The organism is Tannerella forsythia (genome assembly GCF_001006485.1).
In the GTDB taxonomy this organism is placed as follows: Bacteria; Bacteroidota; Bacteroidia; order Bacteroidales; family Tannerellaceae; genus Tannerella; species Tannerella forsythia.
Genome location: NZ_JUET01000120.1, coordinates 1 through 25,832 on the forward strand (window position 1 = coordinate 1; position 25,832 = coordinate 25,832).

Here is a 25,832-nt window from a genome sequence, read left to right on the forward strand (position 1 = left end):
AAAAAAAACTATGGATTGTCCAAGATGTGGAAGCATAAATCATCGTAAAGATGGCATTGTCGGTGGTCGTCAGCGCCATTATTGTAAAGATTGTCATTATCGTTATACTGTTCAACAGAAATCTAATACAAAATCAGCTGCTACTCGTAGATTAGCTTTGGAGATGTACTTGGAGGGCTTAGGTTTTAGAGCAATCGGACGCATATTGAAAATAAGTCATACAATTGTTTACTATTGGGTAAAAGAATGGGGTGAAAGGGTGGCTTTACCACAAAAAGAGGGACCTGTTTCAGTTGTTGAATTAGATGAGATGCACACATATATAGGTTCAAAAAAAACTACTGTTGGGTATGGATTGCTGTTGATCGATTTGGAAAACGATTTATCTCTTTTGTCTGTGGGGACAGAAGCACAGATACGGGGATGAAGCTTTGGAAGAAGATAAAAAACATTCCTGCATCTGTGTATTATTCTGACTATTGGAAGAGCTATAAGGAATTTCTTCCTAATGTAAAACACATTCAAACGAAGGCAGAAACTTATACAGTCGAAGGTTATAATAGCAGAATAAGGCATTATTTAGCAAGGTTCAAACGAAAAGGGAAGTGTTATAGTAAGGCAAAACATATGATAGAAAAATCCCTAAAATTACTTTTTCTAAAACTAAACAACGAGCTAGCTATATGTGTTTAACAATACCGACAATATATATAGAAAAAGCCCTTCAAATTCACTGAACTTGAAGGGCTTGGCTTAATCTTGTCTTCTTTTGACTTAACCTTCCGGCGGAAAGCGAGGGATTCGAACCCCCGGTACAGTTACCCGTACACCGCATTTCGAGTGCGGCCCATTCGACCACTCTGGCAGCTTTCCTTCCTTTTTTAAAGGACGCGCAAAGATAAGATGTTTTTCAGAAAATACAAAAAAACGAATAAACTTACTCGTCGGGATATTTTTGAGGCTTTCTGAAATTTGCGCTTTTCTTACAGCTTTTTTACTGTGTCCGAAAGACTCTTCATTATTTTGCGCTTTTTAGAGTGGAGAATGTAAAAGTTTTACTATTTTTGCTCGACTTATCAAACAGACAAAAGAATATTAATTTATAAGAAAATATAAACCTTTATGAAATTTGATGTATCAAGTTCCGCGTTGTTGACACGCTTGCAGTCGATCAGTAAAGTGATTGCTTCGAAAAATACGTTGCCTATCTTAGACAGTTTCTTGTTCCAATTGGAGGGGAATAAGTTGACGATTACGGCCTCGGATGTAGAAACTCGTCTGGTAACAACCGTCGATGTGATGAATGCCAACGGAAGCGGTCTGTTTGCTGTTTCTGCCAAGATTCTCTTAGAGCCATTGAAAGAATTGCCGGAACAACCGCTTGTGTTTGAGATCAACGATGATAATTTGTCGACGATTGTGCGTTACGAAAACGGGAAGTATGAGTTTATCGGCCAGCGTGGTGATACATATCCCCAACAAAAACCGTTGAGTGAAAATGCTATGGGCTTCACTATGGAATCGCAGGTATTATTGAACGGGATCGGACGGGCGTTTTTTGCTACGGCCGACGACGAACTTCGTCCGGTGATGAACGGAATCTATTTTGATATTCAAACCGATAATCTGACGTTTGTCGCTTCGGATGGTCATAAACTGGTACGGTTACGTAATCTGGCTGTCAGGTCGGAAGGGCGTGCCTCGTTTATTTTGCCGAAGAAGCCGGCGAATTTGTTGAAGGCTTTATTGCCTAAGAATACCGATCCGGTCAAGATAGCGTTCGATGAAAATAATGCATACGTAAAGACGGTTAACTTCGAGATGGTTTGCCGTTTGATCGAAGGACGTTACCCGAACTACAACAGTGTGATTCCACAAGATAATCCCAACAAAGTAACGGTCGATCGCGTGTCGTTGCTGATGGCCTTGAAACGCGTATCCGTTTCTTCCAACCCTGCCAGCGGTTTGGTTAAGTTACAACTTTTAAAAGATGCCATGATGATCTCGGCACAAGACATAGACTTTTCCACTTCGGCCGAAGAACGAGTGATGTGTCAATATGAAGGAATGGATTTGAGCATCGGATTTAAAGGAACTTTTTTGATCGAGATCTTAAGTAACATTAATTCAGGTGAGATTGTGCTGGAATTGGCTGATCCGTCTCGCGCCGGCGTGGTTGTGCCTGTAGAGAATGAACCGGAGGAGGAACTGCTGATGTTGCTCATGCCAATGGTCTTGAACGATTAAATAGCAAATGCATGCAACTCAATTTAGCAAACCCGCTGGTGTTTTTCGATTTGGAGACTACCGGTGTGAACATCTGTAAAGACCGGATTGTAGAAATCTCGTATTTAAAAATCTCGCCGAACGGAAAAGAAGAGGGAAAAACCCGCCGCATCAATCCGGAGATTCCTATTCCTCTCGAAGCCACGGCTATACATGGCATCACAGACGAGGATGTGAAGGATTGTCCGACGTTTAAAGAGATTGCCAAATCATTGGCGTCGCAGATCGAAGGATGTGACTTGGCCGGATTTAATTCGAACCGCTTTGATATTCCACTGCTGGCCGAAGAATTTTTGCGTGCGAATGTGAACATTGATTTATCCAAACGTAAGTTTATCGACGTACAGACCATCTTTCATAAGATGGAGCAGCGCACTCTGCAGGCCGCCTACAAATTTTACTGTGATAAAGAGTTGGATGATGCCCATAGCGCCGAAGCCGACACGAAAGCGACGTATGAGGTATTGAAAGCACAGTTAGACCGCTATCCCGATTTGAAGAACGATATGAAATTTCTATCCGAATATTCGAGTTTTACGAACAATGTCGATTTTGCCGGACGGATGATTTATAACGACAAAGGAGAAGAAATGATCAACTTCGGGAAGTATAAAGGACGTCTGGTGACGGAGGTGTTACAACTTGACCCGAGTTACTATGCATGGATCATCGGAGGTGATTTTCCGCTGAACACGAAGCAGAAACTGACAGAAATCCGGATGAGGATGAAGCAGTGACAAATCACGGACAAAGATAATAAGAAGCGAAACTGTTCGTTGTAAACGTATGCGAGGGAAAAAAATCATCTTGGGCATCACAGGCAGTATTGCTGCCTATAAGGCTGCATATCTGATTCGTGCTTTGGTAAAAGATGGAGCGGAGGTACAGGTGGTGATGACACCGGCGGCGAAAGAGTTTGTCACGCCTCTGACCTTGGCCACCTTGAGCCGTAAGCCGGTAATCAGTGAGTTTTTCTCCAACCGCGACGGCTCGTGGAACAGTCACGTCGATTTGGGACTGTGGGCCGATGCGATGCTTATCGCTCCGGCTACGGCTTCGACGATCGGAAAGATGGCGAACGGGGTGGCGGATAATATGCTGGTGACGACGTACCTCTCGTGCAAGGCGCCTGTTTTTATCGCTCCGGCGATGGACTTGGATATGTTTGCCCATCCATCGACACAGCAAAATCTGGCTCGATTACGTTCGTACGGCAACCGTATCATTGAGCCGAGCGAAGGTGAGTTGGCCAGCCGGTTGGTTGGCAAAGGACGGATGCAGGACCCCGACGAGATTATCCGTGTGCTGTCTGCTTTCTTTGCTTCCTCGAACGATTTACAGGGGAAAACGATCCTGATCACGGCGGGACCCACGTACGAAAAGATCGATCCCGTACGTTTTATCGGCAACTACTCTTCGGGAAAGATGGGATTTGCGTTGGCCGAGGCATGTGCACGAAGAGGCGCGAAGGTACGATTGATCACCGGGCCAGTCTCACTGAAGGTGGATCACCCCCGCATTCTCCGGACAGATGTTGAGTCGGCCGATGAGATGTATGAGTTGGCAGTGTCGGCTTTCTCGGATGCGGAGATTGCAATCCTTTCGGCAGCGGTAGCTGATTATCGTCCGGCAGAGCAGGCGGCGCAGAAGATCAAACGCGAGGGGCAGGAGGTGCTCTCGTTATCATTGGTGCGTAACAGGGATATTGCGGCCACCTTGGGTGAAAAGAAGCGTACGGGACAGTATTTGGTGGGCTTTGCCTTGGAAACGAACGACGGCGTGGCACATGCGAAAGAGAAGTTGACACGAAAACATCTCGACATGATTGTGCTGAACTCGCTTCGGGAAGAAGGGGCCGGTTTCGCGTGCGATACGAATAAAATCACCGTGATCGATCGCGAAGGGCAAATGACCGATTTTCCGTTGAAAGATAAAAAAGCCGTGGCCGACGACATCTTAGATTGTCTGAAAACGTTAATAACAAAAAGATGAACAAAAGAACGAAGTGGCTTGTCTGTCTGCTGGCAATGATGGCGTTAAGCAGTTGGTCGCAAGTATCCGAGCTGAATGCGAAGTTGTCTATTAACAGCAGTAAAATACAGGGCACGAACAAGGAAGTTTTTAACACCTTGCAGAGGGCCTTGAATGAGTTTATCAATAATAAGAAATGGACGAACGCCAAGTTTTCGCCCAATGAGCGGATTGACTGCGCATTTACGATGATTGTCAACACGCTCGAAGATAACAGGTTCAGTTGCGAGCTGCAAGTTCAGGCGCGTCGTCCGGTTTACAATTCGTCTTACACAACCACGATTTTTAACTTCCGCGACACGCAACTTGATTTCCAATATACTGAAATGGAACCGTTGGAATATTCCGAAACAACCTTGCAAAGCAATCTGACAGCAACCATTGTGTTTTATATATATGTGATTCTGGGAATCGATTTTGACGGCTTTTCGCCCAAGGGCGGGAGTGTCTTTTTCCAGCAAGCGCAGCAGATTCTGACGTTGGCGCAGTCCGAACCGTCGTGGAACGGCTGGAAAGCATTTGAGAATGATCGCAACCGTCACGCGCTGATTACGGCGCTGACTGAGAATCAGAGCGAAGGATACCGTCAATTCTGGTACGATTATCACCGCAAAGGGCTTGATGAGATGGCGGCAAATGCCGATCGCGGACGGACGAATATCCTTGAGGCCTTACCCGCTTTGACAGCGCTCAAGAGTGCACGGCCCAATTCGATTTTGCTGCAAGTTTTCTCCGATACGAAATTAGATGAGCTGGTAGCCATCTACTCCAAAGCCACGACGCAGGAGAAACAAACCGGTTATAAAACCTTGTCGAATCTTTATCCGGGCCAGACGAACCGGCTCGAATCACTTAGAAATTAACCTATGCTTCAATCGCTTTTTATACGAAACTTCGTCTTGATAGACGAACTCCATATCCGCTTTGACGAGGGCTTTTCGGTCGTGACCGGTGAAACGGGAGCCGGAAAGTCGATTATCCTCGGAGCATTGGGCCTTGTGCTGGGGCAACGTGCCGATTCGAAAAGTATTCAGTCCGGCGCCGATAAATGTGTGGTTGAGGCCGTGTTTGATGTCTCGGCTTATCAGCTCGAAGACTTTTTTCTGTCGCATGACTTGGAATACGATGCAAAGAATTGCATTTTGCGGCGCGAGCTAATGAGCAGCGGCAAGTCACGCGCATTCATCAACGATACGCCGACTCCGCTCTCGGTACTTAAGGCTTTGGGCGACCGACTGATCGACGTGCATTCGCAGCATCAGAATCTCTTGCTGGTCGATACGCAGTTTCAAATGAACGTCGTCGATATCATGGCCAAAACGGAGCCTTTGTTGGTCGCTTACCGGCGAGAGTATGACCGTTATCAATCCGTCGTGCGGCAATTGGATGAGTTGGAGGCGTTGGCAACCAAGAACCGGCAGGACGAGGATTATCTGCGTTTTCAGGTCGAAGAATTACGGGCGGCACAGTTGACGGCCGGCGAGCAGGAAGAGTTGGAGGCTGAGCTGGAAACGCTCTCGCATACGGAAGAAATTAAGTCGGCGTTGTATAAAGTCACCGACAATCTGATCGGAGAGGAGAGGGGCGTGGTGCAGCAGCTGAAAGAGGCGCTTCATGACGTCGAGGCGTTAGAGGCGTATTTCCCGAAGGCGAAAGATTTTGCAGATCGCTTGCGTTCGGCATGGACGGATATGGCCGATCTGGCGTCGGAGACGGATGTGCTGAAGGAAGACGTGGAGTTCGATCCGAACCGTTTGGAGTGGGTCAACGAGCGGCTTAACACGATTTATTCGTTGCAGCAGAAACACCGTGTGTCGTCGGTCGAGGAGCTGCTGGCGTTACAGCAGCAGTTTACGACGCAACTCTCGGCCATCGATTCGTTCGATGAGCAGATGGAGACGCTTACGAAGCAGCGCGAAACGATTTACGAAGCGTTGATGGTACAGGCCGGCGCGTTGACGGCTCGCCGCCATGAGGCGGCTACCGAGATAGAGCAGCAGCTTGTCGACCGGATGGTACTGCTGGGTATTCCCAATACTCGCTTCGAGATCGAGCTTTTGCCGAAAGAAAAACCGTCGGCCGACGGGATGAACGAGGTTCGTTTCCTCTTTTCGGCCAATAAGAACGAGGCGCTCAAACCGGTGGCGCAGACGGCTTCGGGGGGGGAAATCTCCCGTCTGATGTTGTGCATCAAAGCCATGATAGCCGGTTTTGCCGCGTTGCCGGCCATCATCTTCGACGAGATCGATACGGGCGTATCGGGCGAAATCGCCGACAAAATGGCTGATATCATGCAAGACCTCGGGCAAAAGATGCAGGTGATTACGATTACGCACCTGCCGCAGATCGCGGCCAAAGGACGGGCGCATTATTTCGTCTATAAGGAAGATACGGCCGAACGGACATTGACACGTATCCGTCGGCTGACGACCGAAGAGCGCGTCAACGAAGTGGCGCGGATGCTCAGCGGATCGTCGCTGACCGACGCCGCCGTGGCGAACGCGAAGGCGTTGTTGCAAAAAGAAAAATAAACCGAAAGAGAGATGAGCGATAAAGACATGATATTCGGCATTCGTGCCGTGATGGAGGCGATACAGGCCGGCCGCGAGGTAGACAAGATTATGGTGAAAAAAGACTTGCAGGGCGACCTGATCCGCGAGCTGGGCGAGCTGCTCAAAGGGCGGATGGTGCCGGTGCAACGTGTGCCGGTGGAGCGGTTGAACCGCATCACGCGGAAGAACCATCAAGGGGTAATCGCGTTTGTCTCGGCCGTGACGTATCACCGGCTCGAAGACCTCATCCCTTTTGTGTTCGAGCAGGGGCGAGACCCGTTCATCGTGTTGCTCGACGGAGTGACCGACGTGCGCAATTTCGGGGCGATAGCCCGCACATGCGAGTGTGCCGGGGTCGATGCGCTGGTCATCCCCTCGGAAGGGAGCGTTTCGGTCACGGCCGATGCGATGAAGACTTCGGCCGGGGCGCTCAACGTGTTGCCCGTATGCAAGGAGCGCACCATTCATCAAGCCATCCGTTTTTTGAAAGACAGCGGGGTGAAGGTGTTTGCCGCTACCGAAAAGGCCTCGGCAAGTTATACCGAGGTGATGTACGACGGACCGGTAGCCTTTGTCATGGGCGCCGAAGATACGGGGGTTTCGGCAACGAACCTGCGCATTTGTGATGAGATGATCCGGATCCCGCAGACCGGCTCCATCGCCTCGCTCAACGTGTCAGTCGCTACGGGAGTGATACTCTTTGAAGCACTCCGACAACAAGGCCTGCACGACGCTTCTTCATAGGTACAATACGTGCTTTGAATGCTATGATTTTGACTGACTTCTCACGGCAAGCATTTCTCCTTGCATTGCACTTCGTAAAAAAATCTATATGACAAGTCCGTGAAACCTCATTAGACAATACAACATACCAATTAAACCAAAAAGGGTGTATAAAAACATTACGTTTTGATACACCCTCTTCTTATTACAAAATAGACTAAGAGTAATGTCACATGTTATTTGGTGACTTTATTGACCACAGCCTTAAATGCTTCGGGATGATTCACGGCCAAGTCGGCCAGCACCTTCCGGTTGATTTCGATTCCGGCTTCGCGCAATCCTCCCATCAGGCGAGAATACGACAGTCCTTCCAGACGTGCGGCAGCATTGATACGCTGTATCCACAATGCGCGGAAATTACGTTTCTTGTTACGACGATCACGGAAAGCATAGGTCAACCCTTTCTCCCACGTATTTTTAGCAACTGTCCATACGTTTTTACGAGCTCCATAATACCCTCTCGTAAGTTTCAGAATCCGTTTTCTTTTTGCTCTTGAAGCAACATGATTTACTGATCTTGGCATAATTTTGAATTTTTGAATGTCAGCGCCACCTTTTCAGATGATCTTGGGAGCTAAACATTCGGTTAATAAAATAATGAATAATCTCTTGCTCCTGATTTATTTCATGCAAAGCATTTCCTTCACACTACGTACATTCGCACTGTCTACCAAACCGGTCGCGGTCAGGTTTCGTTTTTGCTTTTTCGTCTTCTTCGTCAGAATATGACTCTTAAAAGCATGTTTTCTTTTGATTTTCCCTGTTCCGGTAAGGGCGAACCTCTTTTTGGCACCGGAATTAGTCTTCATCTTTGGCATAACTCTTTTTTAAATTGTTAAGTTGTTAATATAAATATGTAAATACAAGTTTATCTTACTTTTTTCAAACGGATTGCTCTTTGGAGGCCATTTCGGCAGGTTTTGACGGAGGCGTAGTTCCTGTCGCCTTGGTTGAGGCCTGCTTAGCCGAGCTACTGCTCTTCTTCGGGCTGAGCATGATCGTCATACGCTTTCCTTCCAGCACCGGCATCTGCTCTAATTTTCCGTATTCCTCCAAATCGTTGGCAAACCGTAACAGAAGCACTTCACCCTGTTCCTTGAAAAGAATGGAGCGTCCCTTGAAAAACACATAAGCTTTCACTTTGGCTCCTTCTCCCAAAAACTCTTTGGCGTGACGCAACTTGAAATTGTAATCGTGGTCGTCTGTTTGCGGCCCAAACCGAATCTCTTTCACGACAACTCTCACCGATTTTGCCTTCTGTTCTTTCTGTCGCTTCTTTTGTTGATAGAGAAACTTCTGATAATCGGTGATTCTACATACCGGAGGATCGGCATTCGGTGAAATCTCTACTAAATCCATCTCTTGGGCTTCGGCGATCTGTAAAGCCCTCTCGATAGGATATACCCCTTGAGTTACATTATCACCGACTAAGCGAACTTCGGGCACCCGAATACGTTCATTAATCCGGTATTGCTCCTTCAGTCTGTCGTTTTTCATCTTCTTTTGATTGTCCAAATAATAAAAATCCTCCTTTTCTATCGTATCAATTTCTTTGTTCTTTCTCCCACCGGTTCATCATATCGCCTACTTCGGCAGTGATTTGCGCGGCAAAGGTAGCAATTTTCATCGTACCCTGATCGCCTTCTCCTTGTTTTCTTATCGATATTTCGTTATTTTCTTGTTCTTTCTCACCAACAATCAGCATGTAAGGGATTCGTTTCAGCTCATTGTCACGGATTTTCCGACCGATCTTTTCATTACGGTCGTCTACAAGCACACGGATATCGTGCTGTTCCAATTCTCTGGCAACCTGATGTGCATAGTCATTAAAGCGCTCTCCGATAGGCAGTACCACCGCCTGATCGGGTGTCAGCCACAACGGGAATTTACCTCCCGTATGCTCAATCAAGACAGCCACAAAGCGTTCGATCGATCCGAAAGGAGCACGGTGAATCATAACCGGACGGTGCTTCTGATTGTCGTCGCCCGTATATTCCAGTTCGAAACGCTCGGGTAAGTTATAATCTACCTGTATGGTACCTAACTGCCAGCGGCGACCGATGGCATCTTTTACCATAAAGTCGAGCTTCGGACCATAAAAAGCGGCCTCTCCCAGTTCCACTTTCGCCGGCAGTCCTTTTTCTTCGCAAGCCTCGATAATGGCGCGTTCGGCTTTTTCCCAATGCTCGTCCGAACCGATATATTTTTCTCTATTCTTCGGATCACGCAGCGAAATCTGTGCTTCGAAATTCTCGAAGTCGAGCGCTTTGAAAATAATAAAAATGATATCCATTACTTTCAAAAACTCATCCTTCAACTGATCCGGGCGACAGAAGATATGGGCATCATCCTGCGTGAATCCGCGCACCCTTGTCAGACCGTGCAATTCACCGCTCTGTTCGTAACGATAAACCGTACCAAATTCTGCCAGACGTAACGGCAGGTCTTTGTAAGAATGCTGAGTGATTTTATAAATTTCGCAATGATGCGGACAATTCATCGGTTTCAGCAAAAATTCTTCACCTTCCTGCGGCGTGTGGATAGGTTGAAACGAGTCTTTGCCGTATTTGGCATAATGTCCGGAAGTTACATATAATAATTTACCTCCGATATGCGGGGTCATGACCTGCTGATATCCATACTTTTTCTGGATGCGTTTCAAGAAATCTTCAAGCCTGAGGCGTAACTGGGTACCACGCGGTAACCACAACGGCAAACCCGAACCGACAGCAGACGAGAAAGCAAACAATTCCAACTCACGTCCTATTTTACGATGGTCGCGCTTCTTCGCCTCTTCCATCATCGTTAGATATTCGTCGAGCATCTTTTTCTTGGGGAACGTGATCCCGTAGAGACGCACGAGTTGCTTCCGTTTTTCGTCGCCACGCCAATACGCGCCGGCGACACTTGTTATTTTAACAGCCTTGATATACGATGTATTAGGCAGGTGCGGCCCCCGACACAAGTCGGTAAACGTACCTTGTGTATAGGTCGATATCTGTCCGTCTTCCAGCTCACTAATAAGCTCCGTCTTGTAGACTTCTCCGCGATCGCCGAACATTTTCATAGCGTCTGCCTTGGAGATGTTTGTCCGCTGAATCGCTTCTCCTTTGCCGGCCAGCTCCATCATTTTGGCTTCGATCTTCGCAAAATCATTATCGGTGATGACATCGTCTCCCAAATCGATATCGTAATAAAATCCGTTTTCGATAGCCGGCCCGATGCCAAACTTGACGTTCGGATAGAGTTGTTGTAGAGCCTCGGCCATCAGGTGGGCGCTCGAATGCCAGTAAGCATGCTTACCGTCTTCATCATCCCACTTCAAAAGCTGTATCGCCGTGTCGTGCATAAGCGGACGCGTTAAATCCCACACTTCTCCGTTTACTTTGGCTGCCAATACTTCCTGTGCCAAACGAGGGCTGATATTTTTTGCAATCTCCATCGGAGTCGTACCTTCTGCAAATTCCTTGACAGACTGATCCGGAAATGTAATTTTTATCATTGTTTTTTACTGAGAATCTGAAATTAGGGCACAAAGGTAACTATTTTTTGCAGAATCTTTAATTTCCTGCCTTCAAAAAAATTCTTTTATGCCCGATTTTACCGTATATCCTTCTTTATTGGCAAGAAGCAAGTCTTTTATTGCACACGCCTTAAGCCAACACCAACTTAAAATATCCACTAATTACTTCAATTTTCATACGCTAGACCGTGGCTTCATCTATGTCTTGGATTGTGGATACACGATGCTTCATAAAGCGTGATCGATTTTAGTACGGATTTCATGCACATCCGTATGCACATAAACTTCCGGCTGTATATGAACATTACATAAGTAAGTATTCAATAAATGAATGCCCGTATATCCATCTAAAAATGATTCGCTCGGTTAGAATCCTACACAAAAGAATATGAATCTGTTTCGTGAATCAATTCTCCTTTTCTTTTTGGTAGACGTATTCGTAAGCGCCGATTGAAGGGCCGGTATGGTTATTCAAACGGTCAACTCCATGGCGGTCGGTCGGATACAAAGCCGTTATGGTCCGGTCAGCTCCGCTGATTCCAACGGATTGATTCGCCAGCCGAAAGTCAAACGCATAGGCATGATCCTCGCCGCCTGTCCGGATATAAGTTGGCTTCCGGTTGAAGATGCACTGAACGAAACGCGAGTTATCCGTTATTTTTTTCGTCTGGATAAGGCATGCGTTGAAACGATAGTTGAATCCATCTCCGCCTTCGGGACGGTTTTCTTTCGTGAAAAATGCGATTTCGCCCCGGTAAAGTTTCGTCGTATCGTCATGCAGGCTTCCGTCGACGATGCAGTTGTCGAAAGCGGCCTGCCGTATCGGAAGATGCACCGATCGATTATTAATTTTCGCCGTATCGGAAAGTACCAGCGCTGCCACCCGTTTACGTGGCGCCAGCTTCATGTAGTTCGCTATCGTGCAATGCGTGAATTGGTAGAAACCGCCAATGAGACAGACCGTGTTCTCGGCCGCGTTCGTAAATTCACTGTTCGACGCTTCGATGCGACAGTTAACGGCTGTCAGCAAGCTGCCTTGACTGTTCGTGATCTGTGAGTTGTGGATGCGGATTTTCAGGTTATCCGGTGTCGATTCGTGGAAAAACAACCCGGAAGTCGTATTTTTCACAATCACTTGTTCAAACTCGTTATCAAAGCTTGATGCCCCGAAATAAATACCATCCCATTGTCCGGGTATGCGGTCGTAGGCCAATGTGACATTGGCATAGATACTGTCTAAGCGGTCGCCGCGAAAAACAATGGGCTTCTCAAGCGTTCCTTTGGCTTTGATGTTACCCAAGACGATGAGGCTGGCATGTTTATGGAAATACAGTGTGACACCTGGCTGCAATGTGGCTGTCACCCCTTCGGCAACGACCAAGCTATCGTAGATAAGATATGGGCGATCGGCTGTGAGCGTCGTATTCTCGGTGTACGTCACCCCACCTTTAAGCAGATGTACATCCTGCCCGCAAGCCTGTAACAGTACGGATTGTCTGACGCCATTCGTATAGAACAGTATGGAATCTTCGACAATCATCGGTTGGTCGGAGTTGTTCGGATCCACCGTCACCTCGACAAGTATGTAAAGGCTGTCTCGCTTCCAGATGTCAATATCACGAAACGAACTGCCTTTTCGTCCGTCTACATTGATACGGAATCCGCTCTTTCCGGGATTAGCAAGCACCACTGACTCAATACGCAGATTCTCGTTGTGCGGGTTATAGACCTTGAAGTGCTTCGTGGCCGAACCGATCGTGGTAAATACGGTATCGAACGAAAGCGTATCGGTCGAAAAATCAAGTCGGAGGTCGGGGTTGGTCGAATAATCGTCCACCCCTTCACAGCCGACTGTCAGGTTGATAAACAACCCGATAAACAAACAAAAAATGATAATTTTTTTCTCCACTGTTTCTTAGCATTCTACCGTAATAGAACGCCTTTTTGCGCGGAATATTTTATGCCGGAATGTTTTTCAACACCTCAAGTAAATGTTTCCACCACAAATCGACTGTGGCGATTTCAATCCGCTCGGTAGGCGAATGTACATCGCGCAACGTTGGGCCGAAAGAGATCATATCCAGATAGGGATACTTTTCGAGGAACAATCCGCACTCCAATCCGGCGTGAATGGCCATAATCTGTGCATCCTTGCCGAACAGTTTGCGATACGTTTCCTGCGCCACCTTCAAAATTTCCGACTTCGGGTTCGGCGCCCATCCAGGATACCCTTCTCCATGCTGTACTTCGGCATCGGCCAGCAGGAATACGGCAGCCACCTGATCAGCCACGGCATTCTTTGCCGACTCGAGCGAGCTGCGCTGGCTTGTGCCTACGACGATCTTGCCATTCTCCGGCATTTTTACCGATGCCAAGTTAGTCGATGTTTCCACCAATCCTTCGATATCCTGGCTCATCCCCATCACTCCGTGCGGACAAGCCAGCAACGAACGAATCAATCGCGTAGCCATTTCTTTCGGCATACATGTCTTTGGGACTTCGACCGTCTCCATGGTCATGCGCACATTCGGGTCGACGTGTTTGAGTTCGTTCTCCACATCAGCCTGAAAACGGTTCAATAAAACACGCACCTGCTCGCGGTCTTCCCCTTTCAGCCCGATAACGGCATAAGCCTCACGAGCAATCGCATTATGCAGGTTCCCTCCTTCGACAGCAGCAAGCACAAAGTCAAATTTCTTGTTCAATGTATAAAGGAAACGCGCCATGAGTTTGTTGGCATTCCCGAGTTGTTTGTGAATATCACCTCCCGAATGCCCGCCGTTCAGCCCCGTAACAACAATCTTAAAATACTGTAACGAAGCCGGTACAGATGCCGGTTCGTACGTAAATGTCGCTACCGTTCCTTTACCGCCGGCACATCCCATAAAGAGCTGCCCTTCGTCTTCGCTGTCGAGGTTGAGCAGGATTCTTCCGGTCATAAAGCCTTCGGCTAACGCTGCAGCTCCTGTCAGGCCAGTCTCTTCGTCAACCGTAAACAGGCATTCGATTGGGCCATGCTCGATATTGTCCGAAGCTAATAACGCTAATTCGGCCGCCATGCCGATTCCGTTGTCGGCCCCCAACGTCGTCCCTTTCGCACGTAACCATTCTCCGTCGACCACCGTTTCTATCGGGTCATTATCAAAATCATGCACAACGTCGTTGTTTTTTTCACAAACCATGTCCATGTGCGACTGTAGCACAACCGTCGGCAGCTGTTCATATCCGGGCGTAGCAGCCTTTGAGATCAGGATATTTCCGACGGCGTCTTTCTTGAGCGGGAGATGGTGTTGGTCGGCAAAGTTTTCCAGATACCGAATGATTTTCCCCTCCTTCTTCGATGGGCGAGGCACTTGAGTAATTTCGTAAAAATACTTCCACACAATGGCAGGTTGTAAATCTAAAATTGTCTTCATGTTTTTAATTCTTTATACATTGTATTAAACCGTTGATATTATTAAAGATACGAGCATCAAACAGAAAAAAGACAGAATTATTCGCAAAAAGGAATGTTCTATTTGGCGAAACTTGTATCTTTGCGTCCACAAAGATAAGAAAAATGTTTATCACGCTAACAATAGGAACAGCAATTATTATTTTGACTATTTGTCTCGTTCTGCTCTGTATAAGGGTCATTATAAAAAAGGACGGACATTTTCCGAATACACACATCGACAGCAGCCCTGCTTTGCGCAAGCAGGGAATATGTTGTGCGAAAACACAAGACCGGCAAGCTCTACACCATAAAAACCTTGCAGAGCGCATGAAAGAAATGAATATAAACTAAATTTTGGCTGATATATGAAGAATAATGTAAACTATGTGATTCAAGGGATTCTCGCAATTGCTGTGATTATCCTGTTTGTAATGTATTTCTCCGGAAAAAAGAGCAATACTCCCGCCATGAGGAGTGCGACGGCCGAGTCGGGCGAACAGATTGCCGGATTTCCGGTGGCATATATTAATGTAGATTCATTATTGCTGAAGTACAATTTTTCCATCGATCTGAACGAGCAAATCCTGAAAAAACAGGAGAATGCACGTGCCAACTACACACAGAAAGCGCGTAGTCTGCAATCGGAAGCCGAAGAATTTCAGTACAAATTGCAGAACGGAGCTTTTGCTACGCGCGAACGGGCAGAGCAGGAACAGCAACGTCTGATGAAAAAGCAACAGGAATTGCAGGAACTTGACAGCCGACTGACACAAGAGTTGATGGAGCAGACCCAAGCTATGAATGAGCAACTGCGCGACACGGTAGTCCATTATCTGAAACAATATAATCAGGGCAAGGGCTACCAGATTATTTTCAGTAATACGGCCGGTAGCCCGATCTTTCTGGCAGACGATGCTTACAATATTACCAACGAAATTGTGGAATACCTGAACAAACGGTATTCGGGCGCAAAGTAAAGAAAGAGGCCCGAAGACAAAATCGGAAAACCTACTCTCCACCTACCGGCACTCCTTTACAGAAGGTTTTTACGACGTTAAACTGCGCATCGACGATGTTGATATCGGCGTCTTTGCCGACAGCAATGGAGCCTTTGCGGTCGAAAATTCCCATCATTTTGGCAGTCGTGCCGCTCGTCATCCTGACAACATCGATGGCGGGAAGTCCGACGTTGAAGATGAGATGACGAACCATCTTGTCGACCGGAGTGATCGACGAGGCTAATGAGGTGCGTGTACTGTTCATGACAACGCCGTTTTCGACCACATACGTCTCTCCGCACGAATGGATCGTGTCGCCATGCGTCACGACGCCGGCCGCTCTGCTGGCATCGGAACAGACCGAAAGTCTGTCCGCCCCTTTGCAGCGATAGGCAATCTGAATCAGTTCGTTGGGCAAGTGATAGCCGTCGCAGATGATTTCGGCATACAGCGCGTCTTGCGTCAATGCCGCTTCAACGACACCGCCGATGCGGAAGGGTCCCGTTTTCTTCGTCTGCGACATGGCGTTGTAGAGATGCGTCACACTCGTCGCTCCGGCTTCGATCGCCGCCAGCACTTCGTTGTATTCCGCACAGCTATGTCCTACCGACAGTTGGATGTTCATCGCCCGCAACGCCGGAAAATAATCGAGGTTATGCCCGACTTCGGGCGCAATGGTAGTGCGCCGGATGACGTCGCTGTAAGTTTCGTAAAACCGCAGATGATCGTCTGTCATGGGGAGAATAGCGTCTTCGGCCTGACTCCCTTTGTAGACCTTGTTTAGGAAAGGCCCTTCGAGATGACAGCCTGCGATCTCCGTCTCTCCCGCTTGGTTCTGCCGCATGACCGAACGGATGGCTTGCAGCCCTTGCTCAAGCTCGGGCAACAGATCGGCTGCCAATGTCGGGTAGAGGGTGGTCACTCCGTGTCTGCCGTAAAATGCACGCATCTTCACGACAGCTTCTTCTGTTCCCTGATTACAGTCGTACCCGCCTCCGCCGTGGCAATGCGCGTCGATGTAGCCGGGGACCACTGAAAGCCCGGTTCCGTTGATGACCCTTGTTGCGTCTGCCGTCTCTTCAGAAGTACGGCAGACCGATGCAATTACGCCGTCGGAAAGCATAAGACTTCCGTCGCGGATGATTTCCTGTTCGGTATAAATATCGATGTGAGTAATCCGAATATTCATGGGTATTTTGTTGCTGAAGTGCATGACGGTTTATTGGTTGGCCATGCGGTAGATGGCTTCCATATCCTCGCGATTCAGTTTCTTGAAGTTACCGGCCGTCACGCTGCCGTTCCGACTGCATTTATCGGCCATCAGTCGGATCTCTTCGTCGGTGGCTTCGCGCCCGATCAATTCTCTGATGCTCACCGGCATGCCGATAGCCCGGTAGAAGTCTTCCATTGCCTTGATGCCGGCCAGCGCCGTACTTTCGGGATCGGTAAAGTCGTTGTCGATTCCCATCACATTAACGGCAAACCGAACGAAACGGGATACGTTCTCACGGTAGGTGTAACGCGCCCAACTTCCCCAAAGGGCTGCCAGCCCCGCACCGTGAGCTACATCGAACAGAGCGCTCAGCTCGTGTTCGAGCATGTGCGTGGCAAAATCGGGCGTTGTCCCGCATCCCGTTAGGTCGTTGTGCGCAAGACTGCTGGCCCACATGATCTGAGCGCGATAGCGATAATTCGTCGGGTCGTTCAGCACCTTAAACGTACTGTCCCTGACGACGCGCAGCAAACCTTCGGCCAACGTATCGGTAAGCGTCATATCGTCGTCCTGAGAGAAATAGCGCTCCATCGTGTGCATCATGATGTCTACCGCCCCGCAGGCTGTCTGATAGGGAGGCAACGTATAGGTGCGCTCCGGGTTCATGATGGCAAAACGGCAACGTCCCAAGTTGCTGTCGTAAGCCCGCTTGAGCTCCCCTTCTTCTTTCGAGATCACGCTTCCGCTGCTCATCTCACTTCCGGCCGCGGGGATGGTCAGTACGGCTGCCACGGGATAGCAGGCTCGCGCTTTCGCTTTACCCTCGAAGAAGTCCCACACATCGCCCTCGTAGGCCAGTCCGTAGGCAATCGCCTTGGCTGAGTCGATGACACTTCCTCCTCCCACGGCAAGGATAAAATCGACCCGCTCGCTGCGTCCCAGCTCGATACCTTCGTACACTTTCGACAGTCTGGGATTAGGCACGACACCGCCCAACTCTACGAAAGGAATCTGTTCGCCGTTAAGCAGATCACGGATTTTCCCAAGCAAACCGGAGCGCTCGGCGCTGCCTCCTCCGTAATGTATCAACACCTTGTTCCCTCCGTAACGCTTGATCAGTTTCGCAACCTTCTCTTCCGAGTTTGCTCCGAATACCACTTCGGTAGGAGCATAATAAGTAAAATCTTTCATGACGCGGTCTTGTTTAATTTTTGGAGAGACAAATTTAAACAAAAGTTCCGACAATTTCAAACAGCATCCATTAAAATAATGTTCAACAATTTATCGCCTTACCCTGACCTGAAAAACGTCAAAACCTTTTTACAGAAACAAGGACCAACAGACATCAGTTAGCCCATGCGGCTGATTTTTTTCAGTCGTTCTTCGTCGATGATTTTGATTTTGCGGCCATCCAACGCGATGATGTGTTCGGTTACGAACGTCGAGAGGGTACGGATGGCATTCGAAGTCGTCATGTTCGAGAGATTCGCCAAGTCTTCGCGCGAGAGGTAGATGCTGATTGTTGCGCCGTCTTCTTCGAGTCCGTAATTATCTTTGAGGAAAAGCAGGGATTCGGCCAGACGTCCGCGAATATGCTTCTGTGTCAGGTTGACCGTTCGTTCGTCCGCGATTCCCAAATCAATCGAAAGTTGACGAATAAAAAACATGGCCAGCTTGAAATTGGCGCGAATGAGTGACTCGACAACGGTCATTGGAATGATACATACGGTCGAAGCTTCGAACGCCGAAGCATTGGTCAGGTACGGCTCCCGTGCAAAATAGGCACGGTAGGCAAAATACTGGATCGGCTTGATTACCCGAATAATCTGGCTACGTCCGCCCACTCCCTGTTTGGAGATTTTTACTTTTCCTTTCAGTACGCACATCATGTCTTTCGCCTCATCGCCTTCACAGTAAATCATCTCATTGCGTTTGAAATGCTGGATCGTCGAATTGGCTTTCAAGACCTCCCGTTCCTGCTCGGTTAAGACCCTCCACACCTCTGCTAAACTGGCCGATATATCAAATTCTTTTTTTCCCGATTTGCCCACTGCTGTTTTATAACATACTTTTGAAGCACAAAAATAGAACATATTTTCGAGATGTAAAAAAAATCTTTGATCGACAGATTTTGTGGCGAGGCTTTTTCTCAAACGTTTGCTCTAACAGCCGGTATACTGTGGGAAAACGGACGACTGACCGGTTGCTTTCTTCTTTGCAAACGGATATTTGCAAATGGAATGTACGAAGAGACAGCTTTTTTTATAGCAGAAACGATTGTCGGCGTCCTTCTCCGGATGTAAAGAAGTGTTATTTTTACATAAGTATTTGACTTTCCGAAAAAAAGTATCTATTTTTGTCGCCGAGAAAAAACAGATAAAAAATGAAAAAGACTTTATTCGTCGTCGTTGCCGTAGCATGTGCGGCTTCGGTCGTGGCGCAGGATGTGCCGAAAGACACATCGTATTGGAAGAAAAGCGGTTCGTCATCGTTGACGTTCGGGCAAACCTCGTTCACGAATTGGGCGGCCGGAGGGAATAATTCGGTATCGGTACTGGCTTCGTTTGCCGGGAAGTTGGGTTACGAAAAAGATCCCTGGATGTGGGACAATTCGGTTGATCTGGGTTACGGACTCTCGTATCAGGGAAGTGATCAGATCAAGAACGATGACCATATTGATCTGGCTACACGCTTGGGATATAAAGCTTCGTCGTTGTGGGCATACGCAGCCGAATTGAACTTTAAGTCGCAGTTTTATAAAGGATACGGTAAATATCCGGTTGAAGACGAAACGAAATATATTTCAAAATTCATGGCTCCGGGCTATCTGATCAGCTCGGTGGGTGTGAACTATACGCACCCGAAGGAAGATTTCAAAGTGTTGCTTTCGCCCATGTCGGAAAAGATGACTTTTGTAACCGACCGTCGTCTTTCGGACGAAGGTACGTACGGCGTAGACCAGGGCAAAAAGGTTTTTGCCGAGTTCGGTGCGCTGGCTAAAGCTACGTATTCGAAGAAGTTTACGGAAAATGTGTTGTTTGGTACGGAACTGCTGCTGACGTCGGCTTACCGGACCTTCGGGAACGTCGATATGGATTGGAGGTTGTCACTCGACTGGAAGTTGAACAAATACTTTACATTCAAGGCCAATACGTACCTGCTGTATGACGATAATATCAAGTTTGTCGACAAAGACGGTACCCGAAAAGGCCCGCGTGTTCAATTCAAGGAAGTCATCGGTCTGGGATTCGGTTATATTTTCTAAAAAAGAATTACGTGTCTAAGCGGATCACTTCCCTTTTGTTTTTCCATTCGTCGCAAAGCGCGGGGTATACGGAAGAGAAGAATCTTCACCCCGACGTCGAGCAGCAGCGAAATCCTTTGTATCAATAGAGAGATTCCACTCTGCAGCGGAAACTGTCGCTTAGCGTTAGTTCCTTGTTCTTTGATACTACCTGTATTTCGTTTTCTCCCTCTTGTAATGTTACATTTTGCCACTTCAGGACGGCATATTCGTCGGGGTTTGCTTTTCCGTAACTTCGACCATTTACGAATAGTTCCGCTTCGGGCTGATTCGTAAATGCAACGATTGTTTGCATGCGTTGTCGGCGTACAGTGTGTCGACGGCCGGCCAAATAAAGTACCGGTTCTTCTTTGTTCCAGTTGGCTTTGTAGAAGTAGAACGCATCTTTGCGTACTTTACGATCGAACGTAACCAGGCCTTTGTCGTTGATTCCCGGCCGATCGCCTTCTGTCCGGTGCGCGGCGCCGAAGTCGAACATATTCCATACGAAGCTCCCCCACAAATACGGACGGGAGGCAATGGTTTTCCAGTTTTCCGCATGGTAATACGTCTGCCAGTTTTCGGGATGCCACCAGCCGGCAGGCTCTGGTTTTTTAAGCGAGTCCTGCTGATGATAAATGCTGGCTCCGGCTCCGTATTCACTGACGGCGATACGCAGTTCCGGGTACTTTTTATGAGTGTCGTCCAGCCATTTTCCCAGATCGGACGGAGTGCCGCCATACCATCCGTCGTACCGGTTCCACGCGATGGCATCCGTAATGAAATTCATCGGTTCGGTTGCCGGTCTGTTACTGGCTGCTGTCGTAGGACGAGTCATATCTTCTTGCTTCGCTACTCTGTTCAGTTCTTCAATATATTCCGTCGGATCATCGCCGGCTTGAGTCAGTTCGTTGAAAAGTCCCCATACGCAGATAGAGGGATGATTACAGTGCTGGCGGATAAGTTCTCTGAGCTGTTCTTTCCCATTGCTGCGGAAAGCAGGGAGGTTCACAAACCCTTTGTCCATGTACCCGCCGGGACCTACGAAAGGTATTTCCGTCCATACAATGATGCCGTATCGATCCATCAGGTCATAAAAACAGGTTGCCTGCGGATAGTGTGCCAGACGAACGGCATTGACGCCCATTTCAGCCATCAACGCCGCATCTTCTTCATGATGTTGCAAGTGCAGCGCGTTGCCTATTTCGCTTCTGTCCTGATGGCGGCATACCCCGCGAAGAGGCAGATGCTTGCCGTTGAGGATAAACCCCAAATTGGGGTCAATCCGGTAAAAACGAAGCCCTAAAGGTTGTGTAACTTGGTCGATTACGTGTCCGTCTCGTGTAAGGGTCACTTCCGCCTGATAGAGAAAAGGGTCTTGACGTCCGTTCCACAAACGCGGGTTTATTATTTCGCAGACAAGCCTCCGCTGCGTATCCGAATTTCCGGAAAGAGAGAATTTTTCTTTTCTCTCCGTCACGGTTCTTTTTCCGTCCCGCACGCATATTCCGAGCTCGATCTCCTGAGCTTTATCACTCCCGTTGGATACCTCTACCAACGCTTCTATTCTGGCATATTTATGGCTGACACTGTCTTGTATCAACCGTACACCCGGAGAGGCATAGTCTAATGGAGAGATACATACTTCGTCGGTAATCAGCAGATGCACATCCCGGTAAATACCTCCATAAAAGTTGAAGTCGCCGACCAAAGGCATAACATCCAACTGTTCGCCGTTATTTACTCTCACCAGAATAGAATTTTCCTTTCCGTACTCTACCTTTCCGGTAATTTCAAAAATAAAAGCTCCGTATCCTCCTCGATGTTCGCCTACGTGGAGATTATTTATAAATAGATTGGTAACGCTATTCACCCCATCGAAGCGGAGAAACAGGCGTTTGCCCTGCCATTCGGAACGGATAAACAGTTTCTTCCCGTAATTGCCTATCCCGCGCTTGTAATCGGGTTTGCCGGATAAAGCGTCTTGTGCATTCCAAGTGTGGGGCAGATCGACCCGTACTTCCGTATTTTTCTGTACCTGATGTGAAAACCGGAAATTCCAGTGATCATTCAATAGAATATCCTGCCGTTGTTGGGCAGATGCCGGCATACAGCAGCATAACAACAGTACAATCGGTGTGAAATAATTGCGCAGCAAGAATGGTGTTGCCATGATTTTGTTTCTCTGATTATGATCAATTGCAAGTGATGAATATATCCGTTGACGATTACCGGTGGTCGCTCCATCCTCTCCTGCGGTTTGTCCGTAACCGGTTCGTGTCAACGCAACGGGCGGATTCTCTTATTTTTTTCCATTGATTGCAAAGTGCAGGCATATCGGAGAAGAGAAGATCCGCCCCGGCCTCGTGCAACAACAAGTCGTTCAGGGGACCGGTATTGACGGCAATGGTGAAGATACCCGCAGTATGAGCTGCCTCGACACCTAACGGGGCATTTTCTACGACAATGGCTTCCCAGGGCCGCAGGTCTCCTCTTTCCAATGCCATCAGGTAGGGCTCGGGATCAGGTTTTCCGTGTTTCACATCGGCGGCGGTGATCATCCGTTCTCTTGAAAAGATATTTGGAAAATGCATGTTCAGACGTTCGAGGAGAGAGGATTGTCCCGAGCCGGTAACGATCATCGGTAGAAGTCCGTTGTTTACGACTTTTCGTAGCAGTTCATAACTTCCCGGCATCCGTTGGGCCGGGGGACAGGCATTAAACGCTTCCGTTTTTTCTTTATATATGGCTTCGATCTCTTGCGGGGTGACGAAAACACCCTGTCTCCGGGAAACCATCGCAATAGTGCTTTCTCCCGTTTGTCCTTCGTTGAGGTAGACGTCCTCTTCGGTAAGATGCAGTCCGTGGCGTTCCATCGTCCGGCACCATGCTACCGTATGGTTGGGCATCGAGTCGTAGAGCACACCATCCATGTCAAACAATACCGCTTTCAGATCAAGGCGTCTGTAGTTGTTTCTTGATAAATAAGTTTCGATGGCTTGTTTACAGTCATTCATGTTGGGTTGTATCATATCCGGTTGTATTATCGTTTATAATGATTGATCGATCATGGAGCTGAGTTTGTCGATATACGCTTGTGCCTCCTGCCTGTTTTCTGCTGCCGGCGCCCATGGGGCCATATTGTCCGGTGTCAGCGGTGCATAGGGTCCTTGTTTGATCTCGTAAATCACTGTTTCTGGTGATAATACGACTAATCCGTGCCAAACCCCAGCCGGTATTTCCCCACCGTAGCGGCCCCTTCGCGGGTCGAGGATAAAGGTATCTGTCACAGTCCCGCAGTCGTCGAAGAGAAACAGAGCCGCCTTGCCGCGTAACAGGATGAAAACTTCCGTTTTGTCCGGGTTCAGATGGCGGTGCGGACGCAGATATGTGCCCGGTTCCATAGCATTGAGCAGGCGGTTGACCGGATCGTCTAACGTCTCGTGAAAATTGTAGTTCATACGCAGGCGGGGCGACTGTTTCGCTTTCTGCGTCGTCTCGTCCAATAATTTTTCATCTATAAGCTTCATCGTTTATCGATTACGTTCTTGATATTCATTCATTTTATCTGTATGCGGAGCAAACGCGACTGTTTACGGTTTGTATTTGGACTTCGTCAGGATATCCTGTGCGTCGTTGTGATTCATTAATTCGGCTACGGAGACGTTTGTCCTTTCCATGTATCGCGTGACGATCCGCCAGCCGATCCAGGTGCCGAGGTTTCCCGGCGCTCCGTCCGAAATAAAAGACGACGGTCGTTCCAGAAAATATTTCGATGTCGTCACACGGTCGGGCGTGTAAAGTTGCTTACGTTCGATAATCTGTCTCCACAGTCGCGATTCATTTTCACTACACCACCGGTATTCTTCGGAAGTGTACTTCATCCACACCTCCGGGATGACTTCTGAAAAGGCCTGATGAGTCACGTATTTGATTTTTCCCTCGTAAATCATCCGATCGAGCAGAACGTTATCGTTCCCGCTGAACGGGTATTCCGACATCAGCCATGCTGTCAGATAATCAGGCACGACATAATCCGGTGTCATGCCCCGCCGCCGGTAGGTATCGAAGTAGTCGTTATACAGCGGATAATCCGCCCCCAGGTATTTGTCGATCGAGATAGAGAGGAGGCTGTCGTCGACGAGCACGTTCTGATACAGTCCGGAGACGTGCATATAAACGACCGGGATTTGTCTCTCGGGAAATTGTTCCTGCAAATAGCCGAAAGCGCGTCCGAGATCACGTTCGATACGTTCCACCGTCTCGTATTTGGCCAACGCATCCCGATAGAGCTTGTTCAGGTTCGGCTCGGAATAGTAATTGACAAGACGGTCGAAAAATTCGTCCGACGTTGTATCCTGATGATTGAACAGGCTAAGTCCGAGCACTCGGAACATCTGTGGATAAGCTTGTGCCAAGGCTTGCTGTCGTTCGGGGTTGTCGACAAGAATCAGCTGAAACAGGTCTTTATCGAAACGACGGATACGGACGGGTTCGAATGACGTTTCTTTGCTGCTCAGCATACCGCATCCGTTGCATCCCGTCAGATGAATGAGCGTCCAGCCGAGGATCAGGATCTTATTTTTCATCGGTGTGTTCATTTATTTCTTCAATAATACGGTAATTTGTAACGAGAGATCGAAAAAAATCATCTTGGCATTTCCGTTTTGCGAAATATGCCTTTCGGCATCGGCCAATTCGCGGATCAGATCAAAGACGTTCCGTTCGTTGACAAAAGGGGAGAAACGTGCCGAAAAAGCGGCTTCGTTGGGTTTCATGTAATTCAGATCGTCACTCCGGAAACGATAGACGAAGTTTTCGCGAATCAGGTGTTGGCAGTAGTTGAGAAAACTTTTCTGCTTTTCGCGTGTCATCGTCGACAGTTCTTCCGCCATGTTTTTCATTTCCTTTACGTTTCTGGCCCATGAGTTCCGCATCATCCGGATGAAAAATTCCAGGAACACGTCGCTTTCCTGTTCCGTGCTGAGGGTCTTTTCGGCTTCCAGCATGTTGCCGTGCGCCAAGTGTGCGATCTGCCGTGCGGCGTCCGGCTCTATATGATACTGTTGTATGATCGCCTCGGTGAGTGCCTTGGCGGTAATCGGTCGGACGTTCAGTCGCTGTGTACGTGACAGAATCGTTCCGAGTATCTGTTCGGGGGTGTCCGAAACCATCAGTATGACGGTGTTTTTCGGCGGTTCTTCAATGATTTTCAGCAACTTGTTCGCACAGGCAATGTTCATGCGTTCAGGCATCCAAATCAGTAATATCCGGTATTCGGCCTCGTATATTTTCAAACTGACCTTTCGCAGTATCCGGTCGCTTTCCTCGGCGTAGATGAGTGCCTGCTTGTTGCCGGCTTCGATCCGGTCGAGCCATCTGTCCAAGTCGAAATACGCGTAAGTTTTCAGAAAATCGCACCATTCCGCGAGGTAGTCGTCGCAAACTGTTTTCTTTCCTTCCTTGTTGGCGACGATCGGAAAAACGAAATGCAGATCGGGGTGCGCAAGTTCATTGTATTGCAGGCATGATTTGCACTTGCCGCACGCATCGGTCTCCGACCGGTCGGTGCAGTTCAGGTAACGGGCGTAAGCCAGAGCCAGTGGAAACGCACCGGCACCGGGCTGTCCGCAAAACAACTGTGCATGTGCGACGGTACCTTTCCGCGCCGTCTCGGTCAATTGTTTTTTTAACTCTTCCTGTCCGACAATATCTTTGAACAACATG

General features: G+C 48.2%; 23 protein-coding genes and 1 tRNA gene. 9 read left to right on the forward strand and 15 right to left on the reverse strand.

Annotation, left to right across the window (positions count from 1 at the left end; genetic code table 11):
- The first annotated feature begins 10 nt into the window (after positions 1-10).
- Positions 11-693, forward strand: a protein-coding gene (locus Tanf_RS14475) for an IS1 family transposase (protein ID WP_087879693.1) whose coding sequence is annotated in 2 segments (ribosomal slippage) — positions 11-338 and positions 338-693 — 684 coding nt in all. Because the reading frame shifts where the segments join, the coding sequence is not laid out codon by codon here.
- A 93-nt stretch (positions 694-786) separates the two neighbouring features.
- Here the strand turns inward: Tanf_RS14475 and Tanf_RS11435 are convergent.
- Positions 787-873, reverse strand: a tRNA-Ser gene (locus Tanf_RS11435).
- A 249-nt stretch (positions 874-1,122) separates the two neighbouring features.
- Here Tanf_RS11435 and dnaN point away from each other — a divergent pair.
- Genes dnaN through rlmB form a run of 6 tightly spaced genes read left to right on the forward strand, consistent with a single transcriptional unit; the run spans position 1,123 to position 7,613 of the window.
- Positions 1,123-2,247, forward strand: a complete 1,125-nt coding sequence (gene dnaN / locus Tanf_RS11440; RefSeq protein ID WP_014225675.1) for a DNA polymerase III subunit beta — start codon at positions 1,123-1,125, stop codon at positions 2,245-2,247.
- A gap of 11 nt (positions 2,248-2,258) precedes the next feature.
- A complete protein-coding gene (locus Tanf_RS11445) occupies positions 2,259-3,023 on the forward strand; it encodes a 3'-5' exonuclease (RefSeq protein WP_014225676.1) in 765 nt (254 codons plus the stop codon).
- 49 nt (positions 3,024-3,072) lie between these two features.
- Positions 3,073-4,278: a bifunctional phosphopantothenoylcysteine decarboxylase/phosphopantothenate--cysteine ligase CoaBC gene (gene coaBC / locus Tanf_RS11450; RefSeq protein ID WP_046825962.1), complete on the forward strand. Its 1,206-nt coding sequence runs from the start codon at positions 3,073-3,075 to the stop codon at positions 4,276-4,278.
- Positions 4,275-5,180: a type IX secretion system protein PorD gene (gene porD, locus Tanf_RS11455; protein WP_052449100.1), complete on the forward strand. Its 906-nt coding sequence runs from the start codon at positions 4,275-4,277 to the stop codon at positions 5,178-5,180. The genes coaBC and porD overlap by 4 nt, the downstream gene beginning before the upstream one ends.
- Before the next feature lie 3 nt (positions 5,181-5,183).
- On the forward strand, positions 5,184-6,848 hold the full coding sequence (gene recN / locus Tanf_RS11460; protein ID WP_046825963.1) for a DNA repair protein RecN: 1,665 nt from the start codon (positions 5,184-5,186) through the stop codon (positions 6,846-6,848).
- 12 nt (positions 6,849-6,860) lie between these two features.
- The gene (gene rlmB, locus Tanf_RS11465) at positions 6,861-7,613 is read left to right on the forward strand and encodes a 23S rRNA (guanosine(2251)-2'-O)-methyltransferase RlmB (RefSeq protein ID WP_046825964.1); all 753 of its coding nucleotides are present in this window, start codon (positions 6,861-6,863) and stop codon (positions 7,611-7,613) included.
- A 215-nt stretch (positions 7,614-7,828) separates the two neighbouring features.
- Here rlmB and rplT read toward each other — a convergent pair whose 3' ends face one another.
- The 6 genes from rplT to Tanf_RS11495 all read right to left on the reverse strand — a co-directional run bounded on the left by rplT (position 7,829) and on the right by Tanf_RS11495 (position 14,591).
- Positions 7,829-8,176 (reverse strand): 50S ribosomal protein L20, encoded by a 348-nt coding sequence (gene rplT, locus Tanf_RS11470; RefSeq protein WP_014225681.1) that lies wholly within the window; start codon positions 8,174-8,176, stop codon positions 7,829-7,831.
- A gap of 96 nt (positions 8,177-8,272) precedes the next feature.
- Positions 8,273-8,470 (reverse strand): 50S ribosomal protein L35, encoded by a 198-nt coding sequence (gene rpmI / locus Tanf_RS11475; protein WP_014225682.1) that lies wholly within the window; start codon positions 8,468-8,470, stop codon positions 8,273-8,275.
- A 64-nt stretch (positions 8,471-8,534) separates the two neighbouring features.
- The gene (infC, locus tag Tanf_RS11480) at positions 8,535-9,149 is read right to left on the reverse strand and encodes a translation initiation factor IF-3 (RefSeq protein ID WP_046825991.1); all 615 of its coding nucleotides are present in this window, start codon (positions 9,147-9,149) and stop codon (positions 8,535-8,537) included.
- A gap of 46 nt (positions 9,150-9,195) precedes the next feature.
- Positions 9,196-11,154 carry a threonine--tRNA ligase gene (gene thrS / locus Tanf_RS11485; RefSeq protein WP_046825965.1) on the reverse strand — a complete coding sequence of 653 codons (1,959 nt, stop codon included), beginning with the start codon at positions 11,152-11,154 and terminating at the stop codon, positions 9,196-9,198.
- A 427-nt stretch (positions 11,155-11,581) separates the two neighbouring features.
- On the reverse strand, positions 11,582-13,084 hold the full coding sequence (locus Tanf_RS11490; RefSeq protein WP_046825966.1) for a hypothetical protein: 1,503 nt from the start codon (positions 13,082-13,084) through the stop codon (positions 11,582-11,584).
- A 49-nt stretch (positions 13,085-13,133) separates the two neighbouring features.
- Entirely contained in the window at positions 13,134-14,591 is a 1,458-nt protein-coding gene (locus Tanf_RS11495) for an aminoacyl-histidine dipeptidase (protein ID WP_046825967.1), read from the reverse strand.
- Positions 14,592-14,976: 385 nt separating this feature from the next.
- Here Tanf_RS11495 and Tanf_RS11505 point away from each other — a divergent pair, with 385 nt between their 5' ends.
- Positions 14,977-15,588, forward strand: coding sequence for an OmpH/Skp family outer membrane protein (locus tag Tanf_RS11505; RefSeq protein WP_014225689.1), 612 nt, complete (start codon positions 14,977-14,979; stop codon positions 15,586-15,588).
- A 31-nt stretch (positions 15,589-15,619) separates the two neighbouring features.
- Here the strand turns inward: Tanf_RS11505 and nagA are convergent, their stop codons facing one another.
- The 3 genes from nagA to Tanf_RS11520 all read right to left on the reverse strand — a co-directional run bounded on the left by nagA (position 15,620) and on the right by Tanf_RS11520 (position 18,873).
- Positions 15,620-16,798, reverse strand: coding sequence for an N-acetylglucosamine-6-phosphate deacetylase (gene nagA / locus Tanf_RS11510; protein ID WP_161794967.1), 1,179 nt, complete (start codon positions 16,796-16,798; stop codon positions 15,620-15,622).
- Between the two features lie 30 nt (positions 16,799-16,828).
- Positions 16,829-18,013: an iron-containing alcohol dehydrogenase gene (locus Tanf_RS11515; protein ID WP_014225691.1), complete on the reverse strand. Its 1,185-nt coding sequence runs from the start codon at positions 18,011-18,013 to the stop codon at positions 16,829-16,831.
- Positions 18,014-18,171: 158 nt separating this feature from the next.
- The gene (locus Tanf_RS11520) at positions 18,172-18,873 is read right to left on the reverse strand and encodes a Crp/Fnr family transcriptional regulator (RefSeq protein ID WP_041591301.1); all 702 of its coding nucleotides are present in this window, start codon (positions 18,871-18,873) and stop codon (positions 18,172-18,174) included.
- 332 nt (positions 18,874-19,205) lie between these two features.
- Between Tanf_RS11520 and Tanf_RS11525 the strand changes: the two genes are divergently transcribed.
- The gene (locus Tanf_RS11525) at positions 19,206-20,087 is read left to right on the forward strand and encodes a DUF3078 domain-containing protein (protein WP_046825969.1); all 882 of its coding nucleotides are present in this window, start codon (positions 19,206-19,208) and stop codon (positions 20,085-20,087) included.
- 121 nt (positions 20,088-20,208) lie between these two features.
- Here Tanf_RS11525 and lacZ4 read toward each other — a convergent pair whose 3' ends face one another.
- From lacZ4 to Tanf_RS11550, 5 genes are all read right to left on the reverse strand, one after another.
- Positions 20,209-22,278 (reverse strand): beta-glucuronidase LacZ4, encoded by a 2,070-nt coding sequence (lacZ4, locus tag Tanf_RS11530; protein ID WP_046825970.1) that lies wholly within the window; start codon positions 22,276-22,278, stop codon positions 20,209-20,211.
- 55 nt (positions 22,279-22,333) lie between these two features.
- Positions 22,334-23,122 (reverse strand): inorganic diphosphatase, encoded by a 789-nt coding sequence (locus Tanf_RS11535; RefSeq protein ID WP_046825992.1) that lies wholly within the window; start codon positions 23,120-23,122, stop codon positions 22,334-22,336.
- Between the two features lie 33 nt (positions 23,123-23,155).
- Positions 23,156-23,635, reverse strand: a complete 480-nt coding sequence (locus Tanf_RS11540; RefSeq protein ID WP_046825971.1) for a WbuC family cupin fold metalloprotein — start codon at positions 23,633-23,635, stop codon at positions 23,156-23,158.
- A gap of 63 nt (positions 23,636-23,698) precedes the next feature.
- Complete coding sequence (gene gldB, locus Tanf_RS11545) at positions 23,699-24,694, reverse strand: gliding motility lipoprotein GldB (protein WP_046825993.1); 996 nt, start codon at positions 24,692-24,694, stop codon at positions 23,699-23,701.
- A gap of 12 nt (positions 24,695-24,706) precedes the next feature.
- Positions 24,707-25,831, reverse strand: coding sequence for a DNA polymerase III subunit (locus tag Tanf_RS11550; protein ID WP_046825972.1), 1,125 nt, complete (start codon positions 25,829-25,831; stop codon positions 24,707-24,709).
- Position 25,832 lies beyond the last annotated feature (1 nt).